The sequence below is a fragment of the Nocardioides marinisabuli genome, assembly GCF_013466785.1.
Classification (GTDB): Bacteria; Actinomycetota; Actinomycetes; order Propionibacteriales; family Nocardioidaceae; genus Nocardioides; species Nocardioides marinisabuli.
Map to the genome: position 1 here is coordinate 2,314,984 of NZ_CP059163.1, position 19,748 is coordinate 2,334,731.

Consider the following 19,748-nt stretch of genomic DNA (forward strand, 5'->3'; position numbering starts at 1 on the left):
GACCCTAGCCACCCGTGGCCCCTTCGTGCCACGCTCAGGCTGCTCTCAGGTGGTCACATCTTCGTTGCGGTTCTGCGCGCGGGAGGGTGCGGGAGCCAGGAACACGGGGTTGGTCAGGGCCACCACGGGCAGCGCCGGGACCCCCTCGACCGGGTTCACGACCGGCGCCCCGTCGAGGCGGCGGACCTCGGCGCGCACGAACGGCGCTGCCCCGGCGCGCACCTGCACCGTCACCTCGGCGCGTCCCGCGGCGTCGGTCACCGCGCCCGCCAGCGGACCGAGCGGGCCCCACACCTGCGCCAGGCAGCCGGGCACCCCGCCGACCTCGAGGCGCACGTCGACCACGTCGGCCGGCCCGGCGTCCAGGCTCTGGCCGCAACCGGCCGCGCGCCCCGCCGAGGCGCGCCTCCAGGCCCAGCTCGACCGCCGAGGACTCCGCGAGCCAGGACCGGCCGCGGCGCAGCCCGCGCACCACCGCGCCGACCGAGAGCTGCTCGGCGTGCACGACTGTCTGGGCCCGCCCGACCTGCTGGCCGTCGTGGTGGCTGTCGGAGGAGCCCACGGCCGGCACGAAGCGACCCGCGACCAGCAGGGCGTGCCAGGCGCTCAAAGCGGTCTGGTCGTCGAGGGTCCACGGGCCGTTCCACAGCTCGACGGCGTCGACGTCGTCGTAGCCGTACTGCCAGGTCGAGCCGGCGGTCGGCGCGAACGGGTGCGCGGCGACCGACATCCCGCCCAGGCGGCGCACCCGCTCGGTGAAGCGGCCCAGCTGGTCGTCCTCGGGGCGGTAGCGCCAGTCGATCCAGGCGCCGGCGGGCTGGCCGAGGGTCACGCAGTGCCCGGCCCGGGTGGTGACCTCCTCGCCCGGGACCACCAGGAAGTCGTCGGGCACGTGGCGGCCCCAGGTCAGGTGCGCGGAGGTGGTGTTGTGCTCGGTGGAGGCCAGGAAGTCGAGCCCGGCCTCGCGCGCCAGCGCCAGCAGCGAGGCCTGGGTGTGGCGGCCGTCTGAGTGCACGGTGTGGGTGTGCAGGTCGCCGCGGTACCAGCCGGGGCCGGTGCCGCGCACCCGCCGCGGAGCCGGGCGGGGGCGGAAGCGCTGCCCCCGCGCGCCACCGCGGTGCAGGGTCACGGTGACCGTCCACTCCACCCCGGGCGGCACGACGGTGAAGGGGCCGAGCACGACGTGCCAGGTGCCCGCGCCGATCGGTCCCGCCAGGTAGCCGGGGGTGGCGCGGCTGCGGCTGATGCTGAACCGGTCGCGCGCCCCGCCGGACCAGCCGCGGAACCCGGCCGCGTCGCCCAGGCCCTTGCCGGAGGCGTCGAAGATCCCGATGTCGATGATGTTGAAGGAGACCCCGGCGCCGGTCTCGAGCTTGTCGTAGCCGTAGGCGACGTCGATGCGGGTGGTGCCGCGCGGCACCTCGACCGGCAGGTAGTGCCAGTCGGGGTCGCCGACGCCGGTGAACCGGCCGCGGTAGACCAGCCCCGCCGCGGTCGCCCCGTCGGCGGCGTACGACGCGGTGGGCGGCACCAGCACGGCCGAGGCGCCCGCCAGGCCGGCGCCGAGGCCGGCCCCGATGACGGCGCGCCGGCCGGCGGCGGCAGGGGGAGGGGAGAGCTCGCACACACCGCTCCAACGAGCGCCGGGGGCCGGGGTGATGGATTCGGGCGGGCCCGCCGCGCCGCCGTACCCTGGGAGCGTCATGACTGCCACCACCGCCCAGCCCGAGGCCGCCGTGCCCACGACCGGCCGCACCTACGAGGTCAAGACCTACGGGTGCCAGATGAACGTCCACGACTCCGAGCGGCTCACCGGGCTGCTGGAGGACGCGGGCTACGTGGCCTTCGACAAGCAGGGCGCCCCGGCCGGCGAGCAGGCCGACGTGGTCGTCTTCAACACCTGCGCGGTGCGCGAGAACGCCGACAACAAGCTCTACGGCAACCTCTCCCACCTCGCGCCCATCAAGGCCGCGCGCCCCGGCATGCAGATCGCCGTCGGCGGCTGCCTGGCGCAGAAGGACCGCGCCACCATCACCGACCGGGCGCCGTACGTCGACGTGGTCTTCGGCACCCACAACATCGGCTCGCTGCCGGTGCTGCTCGAGCGGGCCCGCGTGGCCGAGGAGGCCCAGGTCGAGATCCTGGAGTCGCTCGACGTCTTCCCCTCGACGCTGCCCACCAAGCGCGAGTCGGCGTACGCCGCGTGGGTCTCGATCTCGGTCGGCTGCAACAACACCTGCACCTTCTGCATCGTGCCCGCGCTGCGCGGCAAGGAGAAGGACCGTCGCCCCGGCGACATCCTCGCCGAGATCCGCGCGCTGGTCGCCGAGGGCGTCTCCGAGGTGACCCTGCTGGGCCAGAACGTCAACGCCTACGGCGTGGAGTTCGGCGACCGGCAGGCCTTCTCCAAGCTGCTGCGCGCCTGCGGCGACATCGAGGGCCTCGAGCGGGTGCGCTTCACCAGCCCGCACCCGGCCGAGTTCACCGACGACGTCATCGAGGCGATGGCCGAGACGCCCAACGTGATGCCGAGCCTGCACATGCCGCTGCAGTCGGGCTCCGACAAGGTGCTCAAGGACATGCGACGCTCCTACCGCTCCACCAAGTACCTCGGCATCATCGAGCGGGTGCGCGCGGCGATCCCAGAGGCAGCCATCACCACCGACATCATCGTCGGCTTCCCCGGCGAGACCGAGGAGGACTTCGCCGAGACGCTGCGCGTGGTCGCGGAGTCGCGGTTCTCCTCCGCCTTCACCTTCCAGTACTCCAAGCGCCCCGGTACGCCGGCCGCGACGCTGCCCGACCAGGTCCCGCCCGAGGTGGTCAAGGACCGCTACGGCCGCCTGGTCGACCTGGTCAACGAGATCGCCTGGACCGAGAACAAGAAGATGGTCGGGCGCACCCTCGAGCTGATGGTCGCCGAGGGCGAGGGCCGCAAGGACGCCGAGACGCTGCGGCTCTCCGGGCGCGCCCCCGACAACCGGCTCGTGCACTTCGTGGCTCCGCAGGAGGAGGTGCGCCCCGGTGACATGGTCACCGTCGAGGTCACCTATGCCGCCCCGCACCACCTGGTCGCCGACCGCGTGGTCTCCGTGCGACGTACCCGCTCGGGCGACGCGTGGGAGGCCCGCACCAGGGCCCCGAAGCCGACCGGTGTCGGGCTGGGCATGCCGTCGGTCGGGGTGCCGGCACCGCTGCCCGACGCCCCCGCCTGCCGCTGACCCGGCGCAAATGTCGCGCTGACCCGGCGCAAATGTCGCGCTGACCCGGCACAGATCTCGCGCTGACCCGGCCCGGATCTCCCTCTATCCGGAGCAGGCCGGGTCGACGCGAGATCCGGGCCGGGTGGACGCGAGATACGCGCCGGGTGGACGCGAGATACGGGCCGGGTGGACGCGAGATACGGGACGTCTCGGCGTGAGCCTGGTCAGTCCTTGCTGCGGGGGTCGATCGAGGAGTAGCCGGCCTTGGGGGTCAGCCCCTCGGGCTGCGGCTCCTCGCCGCCGCGGGTCTTCTCGGGCTTCTCGGGGTCCGGGACGCCGTGCTCGTCGGAGACCGAGGTGTCCTTGACCCCGTCGGTGCCGTGCTGGCCCGGGCCGGTCGAGCCCTCGCGCTCGCTGCTGACGCCCATGTCGCCGGCCAGCTCGTCGTTGGAGTGCCGCGGGTCGTCGGCCTCGCGGCCGGTCCGGGGGTCGGTGGGCGTGCTCATGCCGGCGACTCCTCGGTCGGGGCGACGTCGTCGGCGTCGTCATCGTCGTCGGTGGCCTTGGTGCTGGTGTCCTCGCCCTCGCTGGTCTCGGCGGGGGCGTTCTCGGTGGCCGGGTTGGCGCTCGCGGCGAGGTCGGGCACGACGGGCTGGTCGCTGACCTCGCCGATCGCGTCGACGCCGCCGGGCACCAGCTCCGGCTCCTCGGCCTGCGGGGTGGGCATCGGGCCGAGGTCCTCGGCGCCGTTGGTGTCGCTCATCTGCTGAGTCCTTCCTGGTGGGCGGCGACGGGGAGGTCCGCGTCGAAGCCGAAGGTGCTGTAGGGACTGCTCGTGCCGGTGCGGAGGCTCTCCAGCACCGCCCGCTCGTGCGGGACGACCGGGTCGGGCAGCGCATCTAGGTCGTCGAGCGCGCACCAGCGCAGCCCCGCGGACTTCTCAGGCTCCACGACTCTGGGCTCGCCGCTCCACGAGGAGGCGGTGAAGAAGAAGTCGATGCGCTCGTCGATCGGCTCCCCACCGCGGGTGCGGTGCATGGCGGTGACGAAGGAGAGGGCGAGGTCCTCGACGCCGATCTCCTCGCGCGCCTCGCGGTGCGCCGCGTCGTACGCCGTCTCGCCACGCTCGACGTGGCCGGCGGCCGCCGCGGCCCAGTGGCCGTCCATGTAGCCGGTGCCGCGGCGCAGCTGGAGCAGCACCTCGGACCCGGCCCCGCCGCTGCGCAGCAGGAAGACGTAGGCGGCGGGCACGACGACGAAGCGGCCGTGGTGCGGCGCTGCGCCGGTCATCGGGCCGGTCATCGGGCCGGTGGCTGGGCTGGTCATCGGGCGGTCACTGGCTGGGCTGGTCCTCGGAGGTCTCGGCGTTGCGCTCGTGCTCGGCCGCGGCGGCACCGTCGACCGGGCGCTCGGCGTCCTCGCCGGGCAGCTCGCCAGCGTGCTCGCCGGGCGGGTCCTCCTCGGTGGGCAGCGGGTGCTCCTCGCGCTCCTCGGGCACGGGTGCGGTCACGGCGTGTCCTCCGTCCGGGGGTAGGTGGTGGGCGGGTTGTCGGGCGGCAGGTCGTCCTTCTTGCCGTCGAGCTTGTCGAGACCGTCCTTGGCCTTCGAGACGCCCTTGGCGATCTTGTCGCTGTGCTTGCCGCCGGTGCGCTGGTCGGCGGCCCGGGCCGCCTTGTCGATGCCGTCGGAGATCTTGTCGCCGTGCTTGTCGACGGCGTCGGTCACCTTGCCGCGCAGCTTGTCGATGTTGCGCCTGTTGAAGAAACCCATCTCGGCCTCCTGGTCGGTGCGGGTGGGGTGATTGCCACACTAGTCACATGTCAGCACCGGCCGGGACGCCCGAGGGGATGGGGAGCGACCCCGTCGTGGTCGCGGTCGTCGGCGCCACCGCGTCCGGCAAGAGCGGGCTCTCCCTCGACCTGGCCGAGCGGCTCGGCGGCGAGGTGGTCAACACCGACGCGATGCAGCTCTACCGCGGCATGGACGTCGGCACCGCCAAGCTGCCGCCGGCCGAGCGGCGCGGCGTCCCGCACCACCTGCTCGACCTGCTCGAGGTCACCGAGCCGGCCAACGTCGCGCACTTCCAGGAGCTGGCGCGCGGGCTGATCGGCGAGCTGCGCGGGCGCGGCCGGGTGCCGGTGCTGGTCGGGGGGTCGGCCCTCTACACCCGCGCGGTGCTCGACGAGTTCGAGTTCCCCGGCACCGACAGCGCGCTGCGCGCCCGGCTGGAGGCCGAGGCCGAGGAGGCCGGCAGCGCGGCCCTGCACGCCCGGCTCGCCGCCCGCGACCCGGAGGCCGCCGCGCGCATCGAGCCCGGGAACACCCGCCGCGTGGTGCGCGCCCTGGAGGTCGTCGAGCTGACCGGCCGGCCCTTCAGCGCCTCCCTGCCGCGCCTGGTCTACGTCGACCCGCGCACCGTGCAGATCGGCGTCGACATCGACCGGCCCACCCTCGACGCGCGCATCGAGCAGCGGGTGGCGCAGATGTTCGACGACGGCTTCGTCGCCGAGGTGGAGCGGCTGCTGGGCGAGGGGCTCGACGAGGGGCTGACCGCCCGCCGCGCGATCGGCTACCGCGAGGTGGCGGCGTACGTCGCCGGCGAGCTGGGGCTCGAGGAGGCCCGCGAGCGCACCGTGGTGGCGACCCGGCGCTTCGCGCGGCGCCAGGACTCGTGGTTCCGCAAGGACCCGCGCATCGTGTGGGTCGACCACGACGACCCGGCCCGCGTCGAGGTCGCGGTGGCCGCCGTCGAGCGGGTGTCGGCGATCGGTGGCAGCATCGGAGCATGACCCGCACCACCTACTACGTTGCCTCGACGCTCGACGGGTTCATCGCCGACGAGCACGACTCCCTCGACTGGCTCTTCCGCCAGCAGATCGACGACGACGGCCCGATGGGCTACCCGGCGTTCATCTCCGGCATCGGGGCGCTGCTGATGGGCTCGACGACCTACGAGTGGATCCGCACCCACGACGAGGCTGGGGACGGCTGGCCCTACGAGCAGCCGTGCTGGGTCTTCACCCATCGCGACCTGCCGCGCATCGAGGGCGCCGACGTCCGCCTCGTCAGCGGTGCGGTCACCGAGGTGTGGCCCGAGGTGCTGGCCGCCGCCGGCGGCAGCGGCGTGTGGGTGGTCGGCGGTGGCGCGCTGGCCTCCCAGCTGGCCGCCGAGGGGCTGCTCGACGAGGTGGTCGTGGCGATCGCGCCCGTCGTGCTGGGTGCCGGGCGTCCGCTGATGACCGAGGCGCTCGACCTGCGCCTGGTCGACCTGGCGCGCAACGGCGACTTCGCCTGCGCCCGCTACGACGTCGTACGCCCGCCCGCGTAGGTTGGTCCGGGTGAGCAGTCCGCGTGCGCAGCAGGGGCCCTGGCGCGAGATCGGCGACGTCGACGAGCTCGCGCTGCTGCTGGGCGAGCCGACGCCGGTGGTGCGGGCGAAGGTGCACGCCACCCTGACCGACGTCGACCGGGCCTGGCTGGCGGCGACGCCGTTCTGCATGCTGGCCACGGCCGACGCGGAGGGCCGCTGCGACGTCTCGCCGAAGGGCGACCCCACCGGGAGCCTGGTGCACGTGCTCGACGAGTCGACCATCGCCATCGCCGAGCGCCCCGGCAACCGGCTCGCCGACGGCTACCGCAACATCCTGGCCAACCCCCACGTCGGGCTCGACTTCGTCATCCCCGGGCGCGGCGACACGCTGCGGGTCAACGGGCGGGCGCGGCTGGTGCGCGAGGCGCCCTTCCTCGACGAGCTCGAGGTCCGCGGCCACCGGCCGCTGCTGGCCGTCGTGGTCGAGGTCGAGGAGGTCTTCTTCCACTGCTCCAAGGCGTTCCTGCGCTCGCGGCTGTGGGAGCCGGAGAGCTGGGCGCCCGAGGCGCACGTGCCGCGGCGCGCGGTGCTGGCGGCCGCCGCGGAGCCCCCGGTCGAGGCGGGCGGGCGCAGCCCCGCCGAGCTCGAGGAGTACTACGGACCGTCCTACGCCGAGAGGCTCTACCGATGACCTACCCCTTCCTCAAGGGCCACGGCACCCGCAACGACTTCGTGCTGCTGCCCGACCACGACGGCTCGGTGCACGGCGGGCTGGCCGTCGAGCGGGTGCGGGCGCTGTGCGACCGCGCGCCGGCATCGGCGGTGACGGGGTGCTGCGGGTGGTGCGCACCGCCGCGCTGGCCGCCACCGACCCCGGTGCCGCGGCGCTGGCCGAGGGTGCGGAGTGGTTCATGGACTACCGCAACGCCGACGGGTCGGTCTCGGAGATGTGCGGCAACGGGGTGCGCGTCTTCGCCCTGCACCTGCTCCAGGAGGGCCTGGTCGAGCCCGGTACGCCGATCCCGGTCGGCACCCGCGACGGCGTCAAGGTCGTCACCCCCGCGGGCGGCGCCCCCGAGGACGGCCTGACCGTCGACATGGGCGCGCCGCGCCTGGTGGGTCGCACCGAGGTGTCGGTGGGGGAGCGGGCCTGGCCCGCCCGTCACGTCGACATGGGCAACCCGCACGCGGTGGCCTTCGTCGACTCCCTCGACGACGCCGGCGCGCTGACCGAGGCGCCCGGCCACGACGCCGGGGTCTACCCCGACGGGGTCAACGTCGAGTTCGTGGTGCGCCGCGGGCCGCGCCACGTCGCGATGCGGGTCCACGAGCGCGGCTCGGGCGAGACCTCCTCCTGCGGCACCGGCGCCTGCGCGGTGATGGTCGCCGCGGCCGAGGCCGACGGCGCGCTCGGCTCCGACGACGACGCCGCCGGGGCGGCGTACCGGGTGGACCTGCCGGGCGGCACCCTGACCATCGCCCTCGACGAGCGCGGCCACATGCTGATGACCGGCCCCGCCGTGATCGTCGCCCGCGGCACCACCGACCTGTAGGGCTGTCGGGCTGGCCCGGAGGTTCATCGGGCACCCGATGGAACTGGCGGCACCTGGCTGAACCTTCGTGGTGGTGGCGCGAGTTCTGTCGGGTACCCGATGAAACTCCCGCGCCCGACCGTGACAGTGGAACTGTCTCGTTCGGCGGGTCCCTGTCGGCGCGCGACGACGGCCCCCTAGGCTCCGCTGCATGGACATCTCCGGAGCATCTGCCATCGTCACCGGCGGCGCGTCGGGCATCGGCGCCGCCGCGGCCCGCCAGCTCGCCGCCAAGGGCGCGACCGTCGTCATCGCCGACCTGCAGGCCGACAAGGGCGAGGCCCTGGCCGCCGAGATCGGCGGCGTCTTCGCCCAGGTCGACGTCACGAACACTGACCAGATCAAGGCCGCGGTCGAGGCCGCCGCCGAGATCGCGCCGCTGCGCGCCGTGGTCAACTCGGCCGGCATCGGCTGGGCGCAGCGCACGATCGGGCGCGACGGCGACTTCGACTCCGCGCACGACCTGGCGGCGTACACGAAGGTGATCGCGATCAACCTGATCGGCACCTTCGACATGACCCGCCTGGCCGCCACCGCGATGAGCCGCAACGAGCCCGACGCCGACGGCTGCCGCGGCGCCATCGCCAACCTCACCTCGGTCGCGGCCTTCGACGGCCAGATCGGCCAGGCGGCGTACTCGTCGTCGAAGGGCGGCGTCGTCGGCATGACCCTGCCGGTCGCGCGCGACCTGTCGGCCGCCGGCATCCGCCTCAACACCATCGCCCCGGGCCTCATCGACACCCCGATCTACGGCGAGGGCGAGCAGGCCGAGGCGTTCAAGGCCAAGCTCGGCGAGAGCGTGCTGTTCCCCAAGCGGCTCGGCAACCCCGACGAGCTGGCCTCGATGGTCGTGGAGACGATCACCAACTCCTACATGAACGCCGAGGTCATCCGCGTCGACGGCGGCATCCGGATGCCCCCCAAGTAGCCACCGGCACTCGTGCCCCTGGGGGTGACCAGCAGGTCACCCCCAGGGGCACGACCCATTTGCAACACTCGACGCGTGGACCTCGCCCCTCGCCTCCTCGACACCGCCACCCCCGACGACCCGCGCGCCGTCGTGCTGGTGCTGCACGGCGGCGCCGACCGCCAGGACAGCCCCGGGGTCAGCCCCACCCAGCTCTCGGTGCTGCGGATGATCCCCACCGCCAAGGCGGTCGCGCGGGCCGGGCGCGGCGAGCTGGCCGTCCACCGCGTGCTCAACACCCGCCGCGGCTGGGACACCCACACCACCCCGGTCGACGACGTGGCCTGGGCGCTCGAGCAGGTGCGCGAGCGGTACGGCGACCGCCCGGTCGGCCTCGTCGGGCACTCGCTCGGTGGTCGGGCCGCCCTGCTCGCCGGCGGGCTCGACTGCGTGCGCTCGGTCGTGGCGCTCAACCCGTGGGTCTACCCGACCGACGGCGTCCCGATGCCGGGGCGCAGCGTGCTGGTGGTGCACGGCATGCGCGACCGCATCGCCCCGCCCGGCCGCGCCGAGACCGTCGCGCGGCGCATCGCCGCGCACACCGGGGTGGGCTTCATCCGCATCCCCGACGGCAAGCACGCGATGCTGCGCCACGGCCGCTCCTTCGACTCGTATGCCGCCCAGTTCAGCGCCGCCAGCCTCCTCGGGCGCGACGGGGTCGAGGTCTCCGAGCCGGTCGCCGCGGTGCTGGCCGGCGAGCCCTGGGTCACCGCCTGACGCCGACCCGGCCCGTCCGAACCGGCCGGCTCGCGGTGAAGTTGCGCCGGCTCGGCGGTGAAGTGGCGCCGGCTCGGCGGTGAAGTGGCGCCGGGTCGGCGGTGAAGTGGCGCCGGCTCGCGTCAGGGGGTGAGGTCGAGGACCAGGTCGGCGCGCTCGGCGGCGGCCTCGACGAGCGCGGCGTTGGGCTCGTCGACGCGGGCGACCCAGGCGCGGGCCTCGTCGGGGGTCTTGCCGTGGGCGACGTGGCGGGCCAGCAGCCGCTCGAGGCGCACGTCGGTGTCGACGTGCACGTGCCACACGGTGTCGAGCAGGGCGCGCACCGCGCGCCAGCGGGGCTCGTCGAGGAGCAGGTAGTTGCCCTCGGTGACGACCTGGTCGGCCGCCCCCGGCACCGGCAGCGCGCCGGCGAGGGGCTGCTCGAGGTCGCGCTCGAAGGCCGGTGCCATCACCAGCTCCTCGCGCTCGCGCACCCGCCGCAGCAGGGCGGCGTACCCCTCGGCGTCGAAGGTCTCGGGCGCACCCTTGCGGTCGAGCAGCCCGCGGCGGCGCAGCTCGACGTCGGCGAGGTGGAAGCCGTCCATCGGCACCACCGCGGCGCCGGTGTGCTCGGCCAGCCAGGCCGCGACGGTCGACTTGCCGGCCCCGGGGGCGCCGGTGAGGCCGAGCAGCCGGCCGCGGGGCAGGTGCTCGAGCGCGGCGAGGACGTCGGGGCTGGGCACGCCCTCCATCGTGGCACGTGGCGGCGTCCCGGGTGTGCCGGGATGAAAGTCGTTCGTGGTCGCGTTGGAACAGACATACCCTGGAGGCATATGACGAACGCACCTGACTTCTCCCTCGACGACGAGCTCGAGGCCACCGCGGCGTGGGACGCCGACGACTTCGAGTCCGGCTACGCCGACGATGACGACCGGGCCGACGACGACCGGGCCGACGAGCCCGCCGTCGACCTCGACGCCCCCGACCCCGAGGACGACGACCCCACGGTCGGCGCCATGGAGCTCGCCGAGCGCCACCAGCTGCGCCGCGTGGCCAGCCTGCGCACCGAGCTCGAGGACATCACCGAGGTCGAGTACCGCCAGCTGCGCCTCGAGCGGGTCGTGCTGGTCGGCGTGTGGACCGAGGGCAGCGTGCAGGACGCCGAGAACTCGATGGCCGAGCTCGCCCTGCTCGCCGAGACCGCCGGCTCCGAGGTGCTGGAGGCGCTCTTCCAGCGCCGCCAAAAGCCCGACCCGGCCACCTACATCGGCCGCGGCAAGGTCGAGGGCCTGGCCGAGATCGTGGCCGCGACCGGCGCCGACACCGTCATCTGCGACGGTGAGCTCGCGCCGAGCCAGCTGCGCAACCTCGAGGACAAGATCAAGGTCAAGGTGGTCGACCGGACCGCGCTGATCCTCGACATCTTCGCCCAGCACGCCAAGTCGCGCGAGGGCCAGGCCCAGGTCGAGCTGGCCCAGCTCTCCTACATGAAGCAGCGCCTGCGCGGCTGGGGCGGCAACCTGTCGCGCCAGGCCGGTGGCCGCGTCGCCGGCGGTGCCGGCATCGGTGGCCGTGGCCCCGGTGAGACCAAGATCGAGACCGACCGCCGCCGCATCAACACCAAGATCGCCAAGCTGCGCGCCGACCTGAAGCAGATGAAGGTCACCCGCGACGCCAAGCGCTCGGGCCGCGCCCGCAACGAGATCCCCTCGGTGGCGATCGCCGGCTACACCAACGCCGGCAAGTCCAGCCTGCTCAACCGGCTGACCAGCGCCGGGGTGCTGGTCGAGGACAGCCTGTTCGCGACCCTCGACCCCACCACGCGTCGTACGACGACCGCGGACGGGCGGGTCTACACGATGAGCGACACCGTCGGGTTCGTCCGCCACCTGCCCCACCAGCTGGTCGAGGCGTTCCGCTCGACGCTGGAGGAGGTGGCCGCGGCCGACCTGATCCTGCACGTGGTCGACGGCTCGCACCCCGACCCCGAGGGCCAGCTGAGTGCGGTGCGCGAGGTGCTCGCCGAGGTCGACGCCGCCAAGATCCCCGAGCTCGTGGTCATCAACAAGGCCGACGCCGCCGACCCGCTGGTGCTGGCGCGCCTGCAGGCCCGCGAGCCGCACTCGGTGGTCGTCTCGGCCAGGACCGGCGAGGGCATCGCCGCGGCGCTGGCGGTCATCGAGTCCGAGCTGCCGCGCCCGTCGGTGGAGTTCGAGGTGCTGCTGCCCTACAGCCGTGGCGACCTGGTCAACCGGCTGCACCAGGAGGGCGAGATCGACACGCTCGAGCACACCGCCGACGGCTCCCTGGTGCGCGGGCGCGCCAACGAGTCGCTGGCCGGCGAGCTGGCGGCCTACGCCGTGCAGCCCAGCGTCGAGGGTGGCTCCCCGTCCTGAGCCCGGCCTAGACCCCGATCCGGCCCCAGGGGCCCCAGATCGCGAACGTCATGCCCTTGCTCGACTGGATGTTGACGTAGAGCGTGCGGCCGTCGGGGCTGAAGGTCGAACCGGCGAACTCGTCGCCGAACCGCTCGGCCCCGCTGCTGCTGCGCAGCCGGTTGAGCGCGATGTCCCAGATCTTGCCGCGCCGGGTCAGCCCGCGCAGGTAGTTGTCGCCGCTGGAGTCCTCGCAGACCACCAGGGTGCCGCGCTTGGACGTCGTGACGTTGTCGGGCAGGTCGAGCACCATCGGGCCGGGTGACTGGAAGACGCAGCGCAGCTGCTGGCGCCGGGTGTCGTAGGCCCACACCTGGCCCGAGCCGTTGCCGTAGCCGGAGGGCCCCTCGGTGCCGGGCATCGCCTCCCCGCCGCCCTGGGTGGAGGTGAAGTAGACGACGCCGCGGTCGTAGACCTGGCCCTCGAGCCGCGAGAAGTACGCCGCCCCCTGCGCCCAGCCCTGGCTGGCCACGTGGGTCAGCGCGGTGGCCTGCTCGGTGGGCGCCGGCTCGCCGGGGGTGTGGTCGTACTCGACGTCGGGCTGGGCGATGTCGACCCACTCCACGTCGTAGGTCGCGCCCTGCTCCTGGTGCCCCTCGAGGTGGGCGTTGTCGACGCCCTTGACCTTCAGCATCTGCAGCCGGCCGCCGTCGCGCAGCTCGCCGACCTCCATGGGGTGCGCGGGCGGGCGGTAGCGGTAGAAGCCCGAGGCGAAGCCGAAGTCGTCCTCGGTGAGGTAGAGGTGGCCCTTGCGGGGGTCGAAGGAGACCGCCTCGTGGGCGAAGCGCCCGGCCGAGCGGATCGGCTCGCGGTTCGACTGGCCCCGGCCCGGCTGGTGGCTGACCGGCACCTCGAAGACGTAGCCGTGCCGCTGCTTCAGCGGCACGTTGGAGGTGCCGGTGAAGTCGGCCTCGACGTCGGGGCCGTTGACGGTCTCCTCGCAGGTGATCCACGCGCCCCACGGCATCTGCCCGCCCGAGCAGTTCATCATCGTGCCGTTGAGGCTGGTGAACGAGCCGAGCACCCCGCCGCGGCGGTTGACCTGCACCGTGGTGGTGCCGCCGCCGGCCATCTCGTCGTACGGCGTGCCGGGGCCGAAGGCGGGCTGGGGGTTGTTGACCTCGTGGTTGCGCACCAGGAGCGTGGTGCCGCGCGGGCCCTTGAAGGCGCCCATGCCGTCGTGGCGCCCGGGCAGCGCGGTGCCGTCGGTGAGCACGACGGGGCCCTCGGTGTCGTGGAACGAGCGGTACTTGAAGCCACGGGGCAGGTGCAGGCGCACGGTGCCGTCGCGCAGGTCGCGCACGGGCACCAGCTCCTGCTGGCGGGGTGGGCGCCCCGCCTCGGCGGGCATCGTGACCAGCCCGGCGAAGGGGCCGACGGCGGCGCCGGCGGCGCTGGTGCGGAGCAGGGTGCGACGGTCGAGCGACATGCGGAGACTCCTGGATCCGAGAGGCGGGACGGGCATCCAACGTAATCCAGGTCACACCCGGTGGCCACCCCGTCCACACCGGCGCGTAACGATCCCTGCACGGGCCGGTCACGACCTGCGCCGAACCGCTGCGCGGGCCCGTGCGCGCGCGCACGATGGGGGTGTGCTCGGACCACTGGCGGTGCCGCGGCGGCGCACCCTCGGGGTGGGCCTGGCCGCGCTGCTCGTCGCGCTCGCGGTCGTCGTCGTGGTGCTGGCCCCCGAGCGGGCCACCGGCTCGTACGCCGAGCGCTGCGACCGCTTCGCCGCCGACTCGAGCGCCCGCGCGGGCCTGGTGACCGGTTCCGGCGAGCCGGTGCTGGTGATCGGCGACTCGTGGAGCGCCGGGCTGGGCCTGGCCGACCCGGGCGCCTCGTGGCCGGTGCGGCTGCCCGGTCGCGTGCATGTGGCCGGCTTCTCCGGCTCGGGCTTCTCGGCGCGCGCCTCGGGCTGCGGCGCCGTCTCCTTCGCCGCCCGCGCGCCCGCGGCGCTGGCCGGCCTGCCGGCCGACGCCCTGGTGGTGGTCGAGGGCGGCCTCAACGACTGGGACCGCAGCGACGCCGAGGTCACCGCCGGGTTCGACGACCTGCTGGCGGTGCTCGAGGGTCGCCGCGTGGTCGTCGTCGGGCCGGCGAGCGCGCCGTCGCGGGCGGCGTACGTCGCCCGGGTCGACGCGCTGCTCGCGGAGCTGGCGGCGGGCCACGGAGTCACCTACCTCTCGGCGCTCGACGTCGAGCTGGGCTACCTCGACGACCGGCTGCACCTGACCCCCGCCGGGCACACCGCGTTCGGCGACTGGGTGGCGGCGCACCTCGGGTGAGCGGCCGCCGTGACCCGCGGCACCCGCCCTCCACAGCCCCGGGGCGGGCCGCTGGGGAGCGTCGGTGGGCGCGGCTAGGGTGCTCGGGTGCCTGAGACAGCCGACGCCGCCGCGACGACCGACGACGCCACGCCGCCGCTGCTCAGCGACGCGCCCGTCGGCGCGGTGACGACCCTGCTGGGCGAGGCCGTGCAGGCCCTGGGCGGGGCCGAGCGGGCCGGGCAGGTGCAGATGGCCGAGGCGGTCGCGCGCGCGTTCGTGGAGGAGGAGCACCTGCTGGTGCAGGCCGGCACCGGCACCGGCAAGTCGCTGGCCTACCTGGTGCCCTCGCTGCTGCACCGCGAGCGGGTGGTGGTCGCGACCGCCACCCTGGCGCTGCAGCACCAGCTGGTCGAGCGCGACATCCCGCGGCTGATGGCGGCGGTCAAGGGCTCGCGGGCCGGCAAGGACGTCGACACCTCCTTCGCGGTGCTCAAGGGCCGCTCCAACTACGCCTGCCTGCACCGCGTGCGCGAGGGCGTGCCCGACGACCAGGGCGCGCTGGTGCAGCTGCCCGAGGGGTCGATGGGCCAGAAGGTCCTCGAGCTGCGCGAGTGGGCCGAGAAGGAGGCCGAGGGCGGCGGGTCGGGCGAGCGCGACGGCGCCCCGCGCCACACCGACCGCGAGTGGCGCCAGGTCAGCGTCAGCCACCGCGACTGCCTCGGCGCCGCGCGCTGCCCCTTCGGCCAGGAGTGCTTCGCCGAGCTGGCCAAGGAGAAGGCGCACCGCTCTCACGTCATCGTCACCAACCACTCGCTGCTCGCGATCGACGCGATCGAGGGGGTGCCGATGATCCCCGAGTACGACGCCGTGGTGATCGACGAGGCCCACGAGCTGACCGCGCGGGTCACCCAGGCCGCCACCGACGAGCTGTCGGCGCTCGACGTCGAGCGCGCCGCGAAGCGCTCGGGGCGCCACGTCGACGGCTCCGAGGCCGACGACCTGGCCGACGCCGCCGACGCGCTGCGCGACGCGATGGCCGAGTGCGACGCCGGCCGCTTCGAGCGGCTCCCGGTGCACCTGGGCGACGCGCTGCAGCTGGTGCGCGACGCGGCCCGCGCGTGCGTGTCGGCGTACCCCAAGGACAACCCGAAGGACGGCGAGGGCGACCCGGGCAAGCAGCAGGCCAAGGGCATGGTCCAGGACGTCTTCGTGGTCGCCGAGCGGATGGCCGCCGACCTGGAGTCCGACGTGCTGTGGCTGGGCGAGGCCCGCGAGCGGATGCCGGCGCGGCTCTACGTCGCGCCGCTGGCGGTGTGGGGCCCGATGCGCGACAAGCTGTTGAGCGAGAAGACGGTGGTGCTGACCTCGGCCACGCTGATGCTCGGTGGCGACTTCGCCTCGGTGGCCACCAGCGTCGGGCTCAAGCCGACCGAGCGGGTCGGGGTGGGCCGCGAGATCGCGCCCGGCGACGGGGTGCTGCCCTGGCGCGGCCTCGACGTCGGCAGCCCCTTCGACTACGGCCAGCAGTCGATCCTCTACGTCGCCCGCCACCTGCCGCAGCCGGGCCGCGACGGGCTCGGCAAGGCCCAGCTCGACGAGATCGTCGAGCTGGTCGACGCCGCCGACGGCCGCGCGCTGGGGCTGTTCTCCTCGCGGCGGGCCGCCGAGGCCGCCGCCGAGGCGGTGCGCGAGCGGCTGCCGCACCTGACGATCCTCGCCCAGGGCGACGCCCAGCTGCCCGAGCTGGCCAAGCAGTTCGTCGAGGACCCGCACACGGTGCTCTTCGGCACCCTGAGCCTGTGGCAGGGCCTCGACGTGCCCGGCGACACCTGCCAGCTGGTGCTCATCGACCGCATCCCCTTCCCGCGGCCCGACGACCCGCTGATGAGCGCGCGGCAGAAGGCCGCCGACAAGGCCGGCGGCAACGGCTTCATGCAGGTCGCGGCCACCCACGCCGCGCTGCTGATGGCCCAGGGCGCCGGCCGGCTGATCCGCACCACCTCCGACCGCGGCGTCGTGGCCGTCCTCGACCCCCGCCTGGCCACCGCCCGCTACGGCTCGTTCCTCAAGGCCAGCCTGCCGCCGATGTGGACCACCACCGACCCCGCTGTGGTCCGCAAGGCGCTGGCCCGCCTGGCCGCCTCCGCCAAGGACGCCTGAGCGCCATCGCGCCTACAGCCGCGGCTTCCCGTCGTACCCGCCTCTGGGCGGCTTGAGCCCGAAGAACGCCCCGACGGTGGGGGCGACGTCGGTGGTGCGGGCGTGGCGCGGTGAGACCCTGCCCGGGGTGACCGCGCGGTGCCCGCCGCCGATGAAGAACGGGATCGCGCGGGTGGCGGGGTGGCCGTGGTTGCCGGGGATCGGGTTGGAGTAGACGTCGGGGTCGCTGAAGCGCCAGCCGGCCTGGCAGAAGACCACGACGTCGCCGGACTCGGGGCCCAGGCGCAGCCAGTCGGCGCGGCGGTCCCAGGCCTTCAGCACCCCGGGCACGTCGGAGGCGATGCGGCGGATGCGGCGCACGGCCTTGTCGCGCTCGGAGCGCGGGCCGGTGAAGTAGACCAGGTCGGCACCGCCGTTGTCGGCGATCACGAACCGGTCGGCCAGGAACGGGTCCTCCGAGAGCGGTCCCTGCAGCGAGACGATCCGGTCGGGGTAGGACCAGTCCATCGAGTGGTCGGCCAGCACGATGACGATCGAGTGCTCCCAGCGCCCCGAGCTCTTCAGCTCGGCCACGAAGTCGCCGACGAGCCGGTCGGTGTTGACCAGCGCCAGCTTGCGCGCGGCCTCGAGCGTGGTGGGGCCGGTGAGGTCGGTGTGCCCGAGCCGGTCGACGTCGCCGAGGTTGACGAAGACCAGGTGGGGGTCGAACTCACCAATCATGTCGAGGGTGGCGCGCATCGTGAAGTCGTCGGGGGCGTGCCCCGAGATCGGGACGATCGGGAACGGCTCCCAGCGGTGCGTGGCCCGCTCGCCGAAGATCCCGTAGAGGTACTCCTTGCTCAGCACCGTGCCGGTGGTCAGCCCGCGCCTGTTGAGCCGCTCGATGACGGTGGGGAAGCGCAGGTCGGAGGGCTGGTCGAGGGTGCGGATCTCGCCCAGCGCCCGGTCGTAGACCGCGTTGGCCGGCACGCCGCTGCGGTCGGGGCGCACCCCGGTCATCATCATCGTGTGGTTGGGGATGGTCTCCATCACCGGCATCGAGGTGGCCCGCGGGTGGTGCACCCCGCCCTCGCGCAGCGCCAGCAGGTTCGGCGTCAGCCCGCTGTCGAGCTCCTCGGGCCGGCAGCCGTCGACGACCAGCACGTAGGCGCGCTTGCGGGTCGAGGCCCGCGCCGCGAGCGCCGGCTCGAGCCCGGCCACGGTCGAGAACGCCAGCCCCGAGGCCGCCGCGGTCAGGACCGTGCGCCGACCGGCGCGGATCTCACCGAGGCCGCGGGCGAAGGGGGCGGGGCCGGCCGCGTCGCAGTGGCCGCTCGTCGGGTCGCACATCAGCGGTCTCCTACGGGGGTGCTCACACGCTGCACCGTGCCGGTGCCGGCCAGGGTGCGGAACGACGCGTCGTGGGTGGCGGTGGTCTGCTGGTCGTCGCGGGCCCCGATGACGTACCAGTCCATCTGGGTGCGCTCGGCGGTGATGTCGAGCACCGAGAAGCCGTGGTCGTCGAAGTTCAGGTACTTGATGTGGCGGTTGTTGGCCTTGATCGCGGTCTCCACCAGCGGCGTCAGCGCCGGCTGGCCGGTGATGTCCTTGAGGTTGTTGGAGGTCACCGAGGAGCACACGAACTCCACGCCCACCGAGTCGCCGAGCAGCGGGTAGAGCGAGGTGTCCATCGGCAGGTCGCAGGCCCACCCCGAGTGGATGTCGCCGGTCACGAAGACCACGTCCTTGACCTGGTGGTCGTCGATGTGGCGGAAGACCTCGCGGCGGTCGGCGGTGTAGCCGTCCCACTGGTCGACGTTGTACGGCGAGCCGTCCTGGGGCAGCAGCCCGGTGACGTCGTTGACCGGGTCGACGAGCTCGTTGGGCAGGTCGGCGAAGGTGACCGGGGCGATCATCACCGGGTTGCCGACCACCTTCCACTGCGGGGCGTGGTTGCCGCGGGTCAGGGAGTCCTTGAGCCACTCCATCTGCCGGTTGCCGGTGATCGAGCGCGCCGGGTCGTTGACCTCCGCGTCCACCAGCGGGGTCGCGACCTGCTGGGAGCGGTAGGTGCGCAGGTCGAGCATGCTGACCTCGGCCAGGTCGCCGAAGCGCAGGCGGCGGTAGAGCCGGGCGCCGTCGCCCAGCGAGGCGGTGCCGTCCATGCGCACCGGCATCCACTCGTCGTACGCGCGGTGGGCGCGGGCGCGCCGCTTGAGGTAGTCGCCCTCGGAGTCGTCGTGGTTCTCGGCGTTCTTCCTCCACTGGTCGTTGGTGACCTCGTGGTCGTCCCAGGTCACGATCCAGGCGTACCGGGCGTGCAGGGCCTGCAGGTCGGGGTCGGTCTTGTACTGCGCGTGCCGGCGGCGGTAGTCGGAGAGCGAGACCATCTCGCGCGCGGGGTCGTGCGGGCGGATGTCGACGTTGTCCTGGCCCATGCCGTACTGGCCGGGCGCGTACTCGTAGAGGTAGTCGCCCAGGTGCAGCACCGCGTGCAGGTCGTCGCGCTCGGCGAGCAGCCGGTAGGCGCTGAACCAGCCGGCCTGCAGGTTGGCGCAGGACACCACGCCGAAGCGCAGGTTGTCGGGCGTGGCGCGCTTGGCGGGGGCGGTGCGGGTGGTGCCGACCGGGCTGCGCTGGCCGCGCGCGGTGAAGCGGTAGTGGTAGACGGTCTCGGGCTGCAGGCCCGTCACGTCGAGCTTGACGGTGTGGTCGCGCGCGGCGCTGGTGACGAAGCGGCCCCGGCGCACGACGTTGCGGAAGCGGCGGTCGGTGGCGACCTCCCAGCGCACGCCCACCCGCGGGCCCTTGCCCGAGCCGGGGGTGGCGGCCCTGGTGGGGGTGACCCGGGTCCAGATCAGCACCGCGCGCGGCAGCGGGTCGCCGGAGGCCACACCGTGGGCGAAGACGTCGTGACGGGCCTTCGCGGCGACCGCGTGCGGGCCGGCGAGCACGCCGGCGCCGGTGACGGCGGCGCCGCCGGCCCCGACGGCACTGGCGGCCAGGACCGTACGGCGTCCGAGGGCGGCGAGGCGGGCCCGCTCGGCGTCGGCGGGGCTCGCGGCGTCAGCGGCGGTGGTGGGGGTCAGTGGTGGGGTCACGCCTCATCCAACGACACACCGCCGTCCACGTGACG

General features: G+C 74.0%; 20 protein-coding genes. 10 read left to right on the forward strand and 10 right to left on the reverse strand.

Annotation, left to right across the window (positions count from 1 at the left end):
• Nucleotides 1–34: 34 nt before the first annotated feature.
• Nucleotides 35–1,705 (reverse strand): CehA/McbA family metallohydrolase, encoded by a 1,671-nt coding sequence (locus H0S66_RS11075; RefSeq protein WP_180923584.1) that lies wholly within the window; start codon nt 1,703–1,705, stop codon nt 35–37.
• Between H0S66_RS11075 and miaB the strand changes: the two genes are divergently transcribed.
• Complete coding sequence (gene miaB, locus H0S66_RS11080) at nt 1,704–3,221, forward strand: tRNA (N6-isopentenyl adenosine(37)-C2)-methylthiotransferase MiaB (protein ID WP_179615440.1); 1,518 nt, start codon at nt 1,704–1,706, stop codon at nt 3,219–3,221. The genes H0S66_RS11075 and miaB overlap by 2 nt on opposite strands.
• 206 nt (nt 3,222–3,427) lie before the next feature.
• Here miaB and H0S66_RS11085 read toward each other — a convergent pair whose 3' ends face one another.
• From H0S66_RS11085 to H0S66_RS11105, 5 genes are read right to left on the reverse strand one after another with little or no spacing between them, the layout of a single operon-like run.
• Nucleotides 3,428–3,709 (reverse strand): hypothetical protein, encoded by a 282-nt coding sequence (locus tag H0S66_RS11085; protein ID WP_179615441.1) that lies wholly within the window; start codon nt 3,707–3,709, stop codon nt 3,428–3,430.
• Nucleotides 3,706–3,966, reverse strand: coding sequence for a hypothetical protein (locus H0S66_RS11090; protein ID WP_179615442.1), 261 nt, complete (start codon nt 3,964–3,966; stop codon nt 3,706–3,708). The genes H0S66_RS11085 and H0S66_RS11090 overlap by 4 nt, the downstream gene beginning before the upstream one ends.
• Entirely contained in the window at nt 3,963–4,529 is a 567-nt protein-coding gene (locus H0S66_RS11095) for an NUDIX hydrolase (RefSeq protein WP_246305134.1), read from the reverse strand. Before H0S66_RS11095 ends, H0S66_RS11090 begins: the two co-directional genes overlap by 4 nt.
• Before the next feature lie 7 nt (nt 4,530–4,536).
• Complete coding sequence (locus H0S66_RS11100; RefSeq protein WP_179615443.1) at nt 4,537–4,713, reverse strand: hypothetical protein; 177 nt, start codon at nt 4,711–4,713, stop codon at nt 4,537–4,539.
• Nucleotides 4,710–4,973: an antitoxin gene (locus H0S66_RS11105; protein ID WP_179615444.1), complete on the reverse strand. Its 264-nt coding sequence runs from the start codon at nt 4,971–4,973 to the stop codon at nt 4,710–4,712. The genes H0S66_RS11100 and H0S66_RS11105 overlap by 4 nt, the downstream gene beginning before the upstream one ends.
• Nucleotides 4,974–5,020: 47 nt before the next feature.
• Between H0S66_RS11105 and miaA the strand changes: the two genes are divergently transcribed.
• From miaA to H0S66_RS11135, 6 genes are all read left to right on the forward strand, one after another.
• Complete coding sequence (miaA, locus tag H0S66_RS11110) at nt 5,021–5,992, forward strand: tRNA (adenosine(37)-N6)-dimethylallyltransferase MiaA (protein ID WP_246305135.1); 972 nt, start codon at nt 5,021–5,023, stop codon at nt 5,990–5,992.
• On the forward strand, nt 5,989–6,531 hold the full coding sequence (locus H0S66_RS11115; protein ID WP_179615445.1) for a dihydrofolate reductase family protein: 543 nt from the start codon (nt 5,989–5,991) through the stop codon (nt 6,529–6,531). The genes miaA and H0S66_RS11115 overlap by 4 nt, the downstream gene beginning before the upstream one ends.
• A gap of 10 nt (nt 6,532–6,541) precedes the next feature.
• Nucleotides 6,542–7,204, forward strand: a complete 663-nt coding sequence (locus tag H0S66_RS11120; protein WP_179615446.1) for an MSMEG_1061 family FMN-dependent PPOX-type flavoprotein — start codon at nt 6,542–6,544, stop codon at nt 7,202–7,204.
• A 106-nt stretch (nt 7,205–7,310) separates the two neighbouring features.
• Nucleotides 7,311–8,066 carry a diaminopimelate epimerase gene (dapF, locus tag H0S66_RS11125; protein WP_338037203.1) on the forward strand — a complete coding sequence of 252 codons (756 nt, stop codon included), beginning with the start codon at nt 7,311–7,313 and terminating at the stop codon, nt 8,064–8,066.
• A 190-nt stretch (nt 8,067–8,256) separates the two neighbouring features.
• Nucleotides 8,257–9,033, forward strand: a complete 777-nt coding sequence (locus H0S66_RS11130; protein ID WP_179615448.1) for an SDR family NAD(P)-dependent oxidoreductase — start codon at nt 8,257–8,259, stop codon at nt 9,031–9,033.
• A 75-nt stretch (nt 9,034–9,108) separates the two neighbouring features.
• Nucleotides 9,109–9,789 carry an alpha/beta hydrolase gene (locus tag H0S66_RS11135; RefSeq protein ID WP_179615449.1) on the forward strand — a complete coding sequence of 227 codons (681 nt, stop codon included), beginning with the start codon at nt 9,109–9,111 and terminating at the stop codon, nt 9,787–9,789.
• Between the two features lie 122 nt (nt 9,790–9,911).
• Here the strand turns inward: H0S66_RS11135 and H0S66_RS11140 are convergent, their stop codons facing one another.
• On the reverse strand, nt 9,912–10,511 hold the full coding sequence (locus H0S66_RS11140) for a nucleoside/nucleotide kinase family protein (RefSeq protein WP_258016867.1): 600 nt from the start codon (nt 10,509–10,511) through the stop codon (nt 9,912–9,914).
• Nucleotides 10,512–10,601: 90 nt separating this feature from the next.
• On the opposite strand from H0S66_RS11140, the gene hflX reads away from it, so the two are divergent.
• The gene (hflX, locus tag H0S66_RS11145) at nt 10,602–12,164 is read left to right on the forward strand and encodes a GTPase HflX (protein ID WP_420846873.1); all 1,563 of its coding nucleotides are present in this window, start codon (nt 10,602–10,604) and stop codon (nt 12,162–12,164) included.
• A gap of 7 nt (nt 12,165–12,171) precedes the next feature.
• On the opposite strand, the gene H0S66_RS11150 is transcribed toward hflX, so the two are convergent.
• Nucleotides 12,172–13,632 (reverse strand): PhoX family protein, encoded by a 1,461-nt coding sequence (locus tag H0S66_RS11150; RefSeq protein ID WP_179615451.1) that lies wholly within the window; start codon nt 13,630–13,632, stop codon nt 12,172–12,174.
• Between the two features lie 163 nt (nt 13,633–13,795).
• Here H0S66_RS11150 and H0S66_RS11155 point away from each other — a divergent pair, with 163 nt between their 5' ends.
• Nucleotides 13,796–14,491: an SGNH/GDSL hydrolase family protein gene (locus tag H0S66_RS11155; RefSeq protein WP_179615452.1), complete on the forward strand. Its 696-nt coding sequence runs from the start codon at nt 13,796–13,798 to the stop codon at nt 14,489–14,491.
• A 231-nt stretch (nt 14,492–14,722) separates the two neighbouring features.
• Complete coding sequence (locus H0S66_RS11160; RefSeq protein ID WP_246305537.1) at nt 14,723–16,633, forward strand: ATP-dependent DNA helicase; 1,911 nt, start codon at nt 14,723–14,725, stop codon at nt 16,631–16,633.
• Between the two features lie 12 nt (nt 16,634–16,645).
• On the opposite strand, the gene H0S66_RS11165 is transcribed toward H0S66_RS11160, so the two are convergent.
• Nucleotides 16,646–17,962: an alkaline phosphatase family protein gene (locus H0S66_RS11165; RefSeq protein ID WP_179615453.1), complete on the reverse strand. Its 1,317-nt coding sequence runs from the start codon at nt 17,960–17,962 to the stop codon at nt 16,646–16,648.
• The gene (locus tag H0S66_RS11170) at nt 17,962–19,713 is read right to left on the reverse strand and encodes an alkaline phosphatase D family protein (RefSeq protein WP_258016868.1); all 1,752 of its coding nucleotides are present in this window, start codon (nt 19,711–19,713) and stop codon (nt 17,962–17,964) included. Before H0S66_RS11170 ends, H0S66_RS11165 begins: the two co-directional genes overlap by 1 nt.
• Nucleotides 19,714–19,748: the final 35 nt, after the last annotated feature.

Excerpts from the sequence above, each read along its gene's own strand:
- H0S66_RS11105 (WP_179615444.1), bottom strand. The coding sequence starts at position 4,973 with ATGGGTTTCTTCAACAGGCGCAACATCGACAAGCTGCGCGGCAAGGTG.
- H0S66_RS11115 (WP_179615445.1), top strand. The coding sequence starts at position 5,989 with ATGACCCGCACCACCTACTACGTTGCCTCGACGCTCGACGGGTTCATC.
- H0S66_RS11095 (WP_246305134.1), bottom strand. The coding sequence starts at position 4,529 with ATGACCAGCCCAGCCACCGGCCCGATGACCGGCCCGATGACCGGCGCA.
- H0S66_RS11090 (WP_179615442.1), bottom strand. The coding sequence starts at position 3,966 with ATGAGCGACACCAACGGCGCCGAGGACCTCGGCCCGATGCCCACCCCG.
- H0S66_RS11085 (WP_179615441.1), bottom strand. The coding sequence starts at position 3,709 with ATGAGCACGCCCACCGACCCCCGGACCGGCCGCGAGGCCGACGACCCG.
- H0S66_RS11150 (WP_179615451.1), bottom strand. The coding sequence starts at position 13,632 with ATGTCGCTCGACCGTCGCACCCTGCTCCGCACCAGCGCCGCCGGCGCC.
- H0S66_RS11160 (WP_246305537.1), top strand. The coding sequence starts at position 14,723 with ATGGCCGAGGCGGTCGCGCGCGCGTTCGTGGAGGAGGAGCACCTGCTG.
- H0S66_RS11165 (WP_179615453.1), bottom strand. The coding sequence starts at position 17,962 with ATGTGCGACCCGACGAGCGGCCACTGCGACGCGGCCGGCCCCGCCCCC.
- miaB (WP_179615440.1), top strand. The coding sequence starts at position 1,704 with ATGACTGCCACCACCGCCCAGCCCGAGGCCGCCGTGCCCACGACCGGC.
- miaA (WP_246305135.1), top strand. The coding sequence starts at position 5,021 with ATGTCAGCACCGGCCGGGACGCCCGAGGGGATGGGGAGCGACCCCGTC.
- hflX (WP_420846873.1), top strand. The coding sequence starts at position 10,602 with ATGACGAACGCACCTGACTTCTCCCTCGACGACGAGCTCGAGGCCACC.
- H0S66_RS11075 (WP_180923584.1), bottom strand. The coding sequence starts at position 1,705 with ATGACGCTCCCAGGGTACGGCGGCGCGGCGGGCCCGCCCGAATCCATC.
- H0S66_RS11130 (WP_179615448.1), top strand. The coding sequence starts at position 8,257 with ATGGACATCTCCGGAGCATCTGCCATCGTCACCGGCGGCGCGTCGGGC.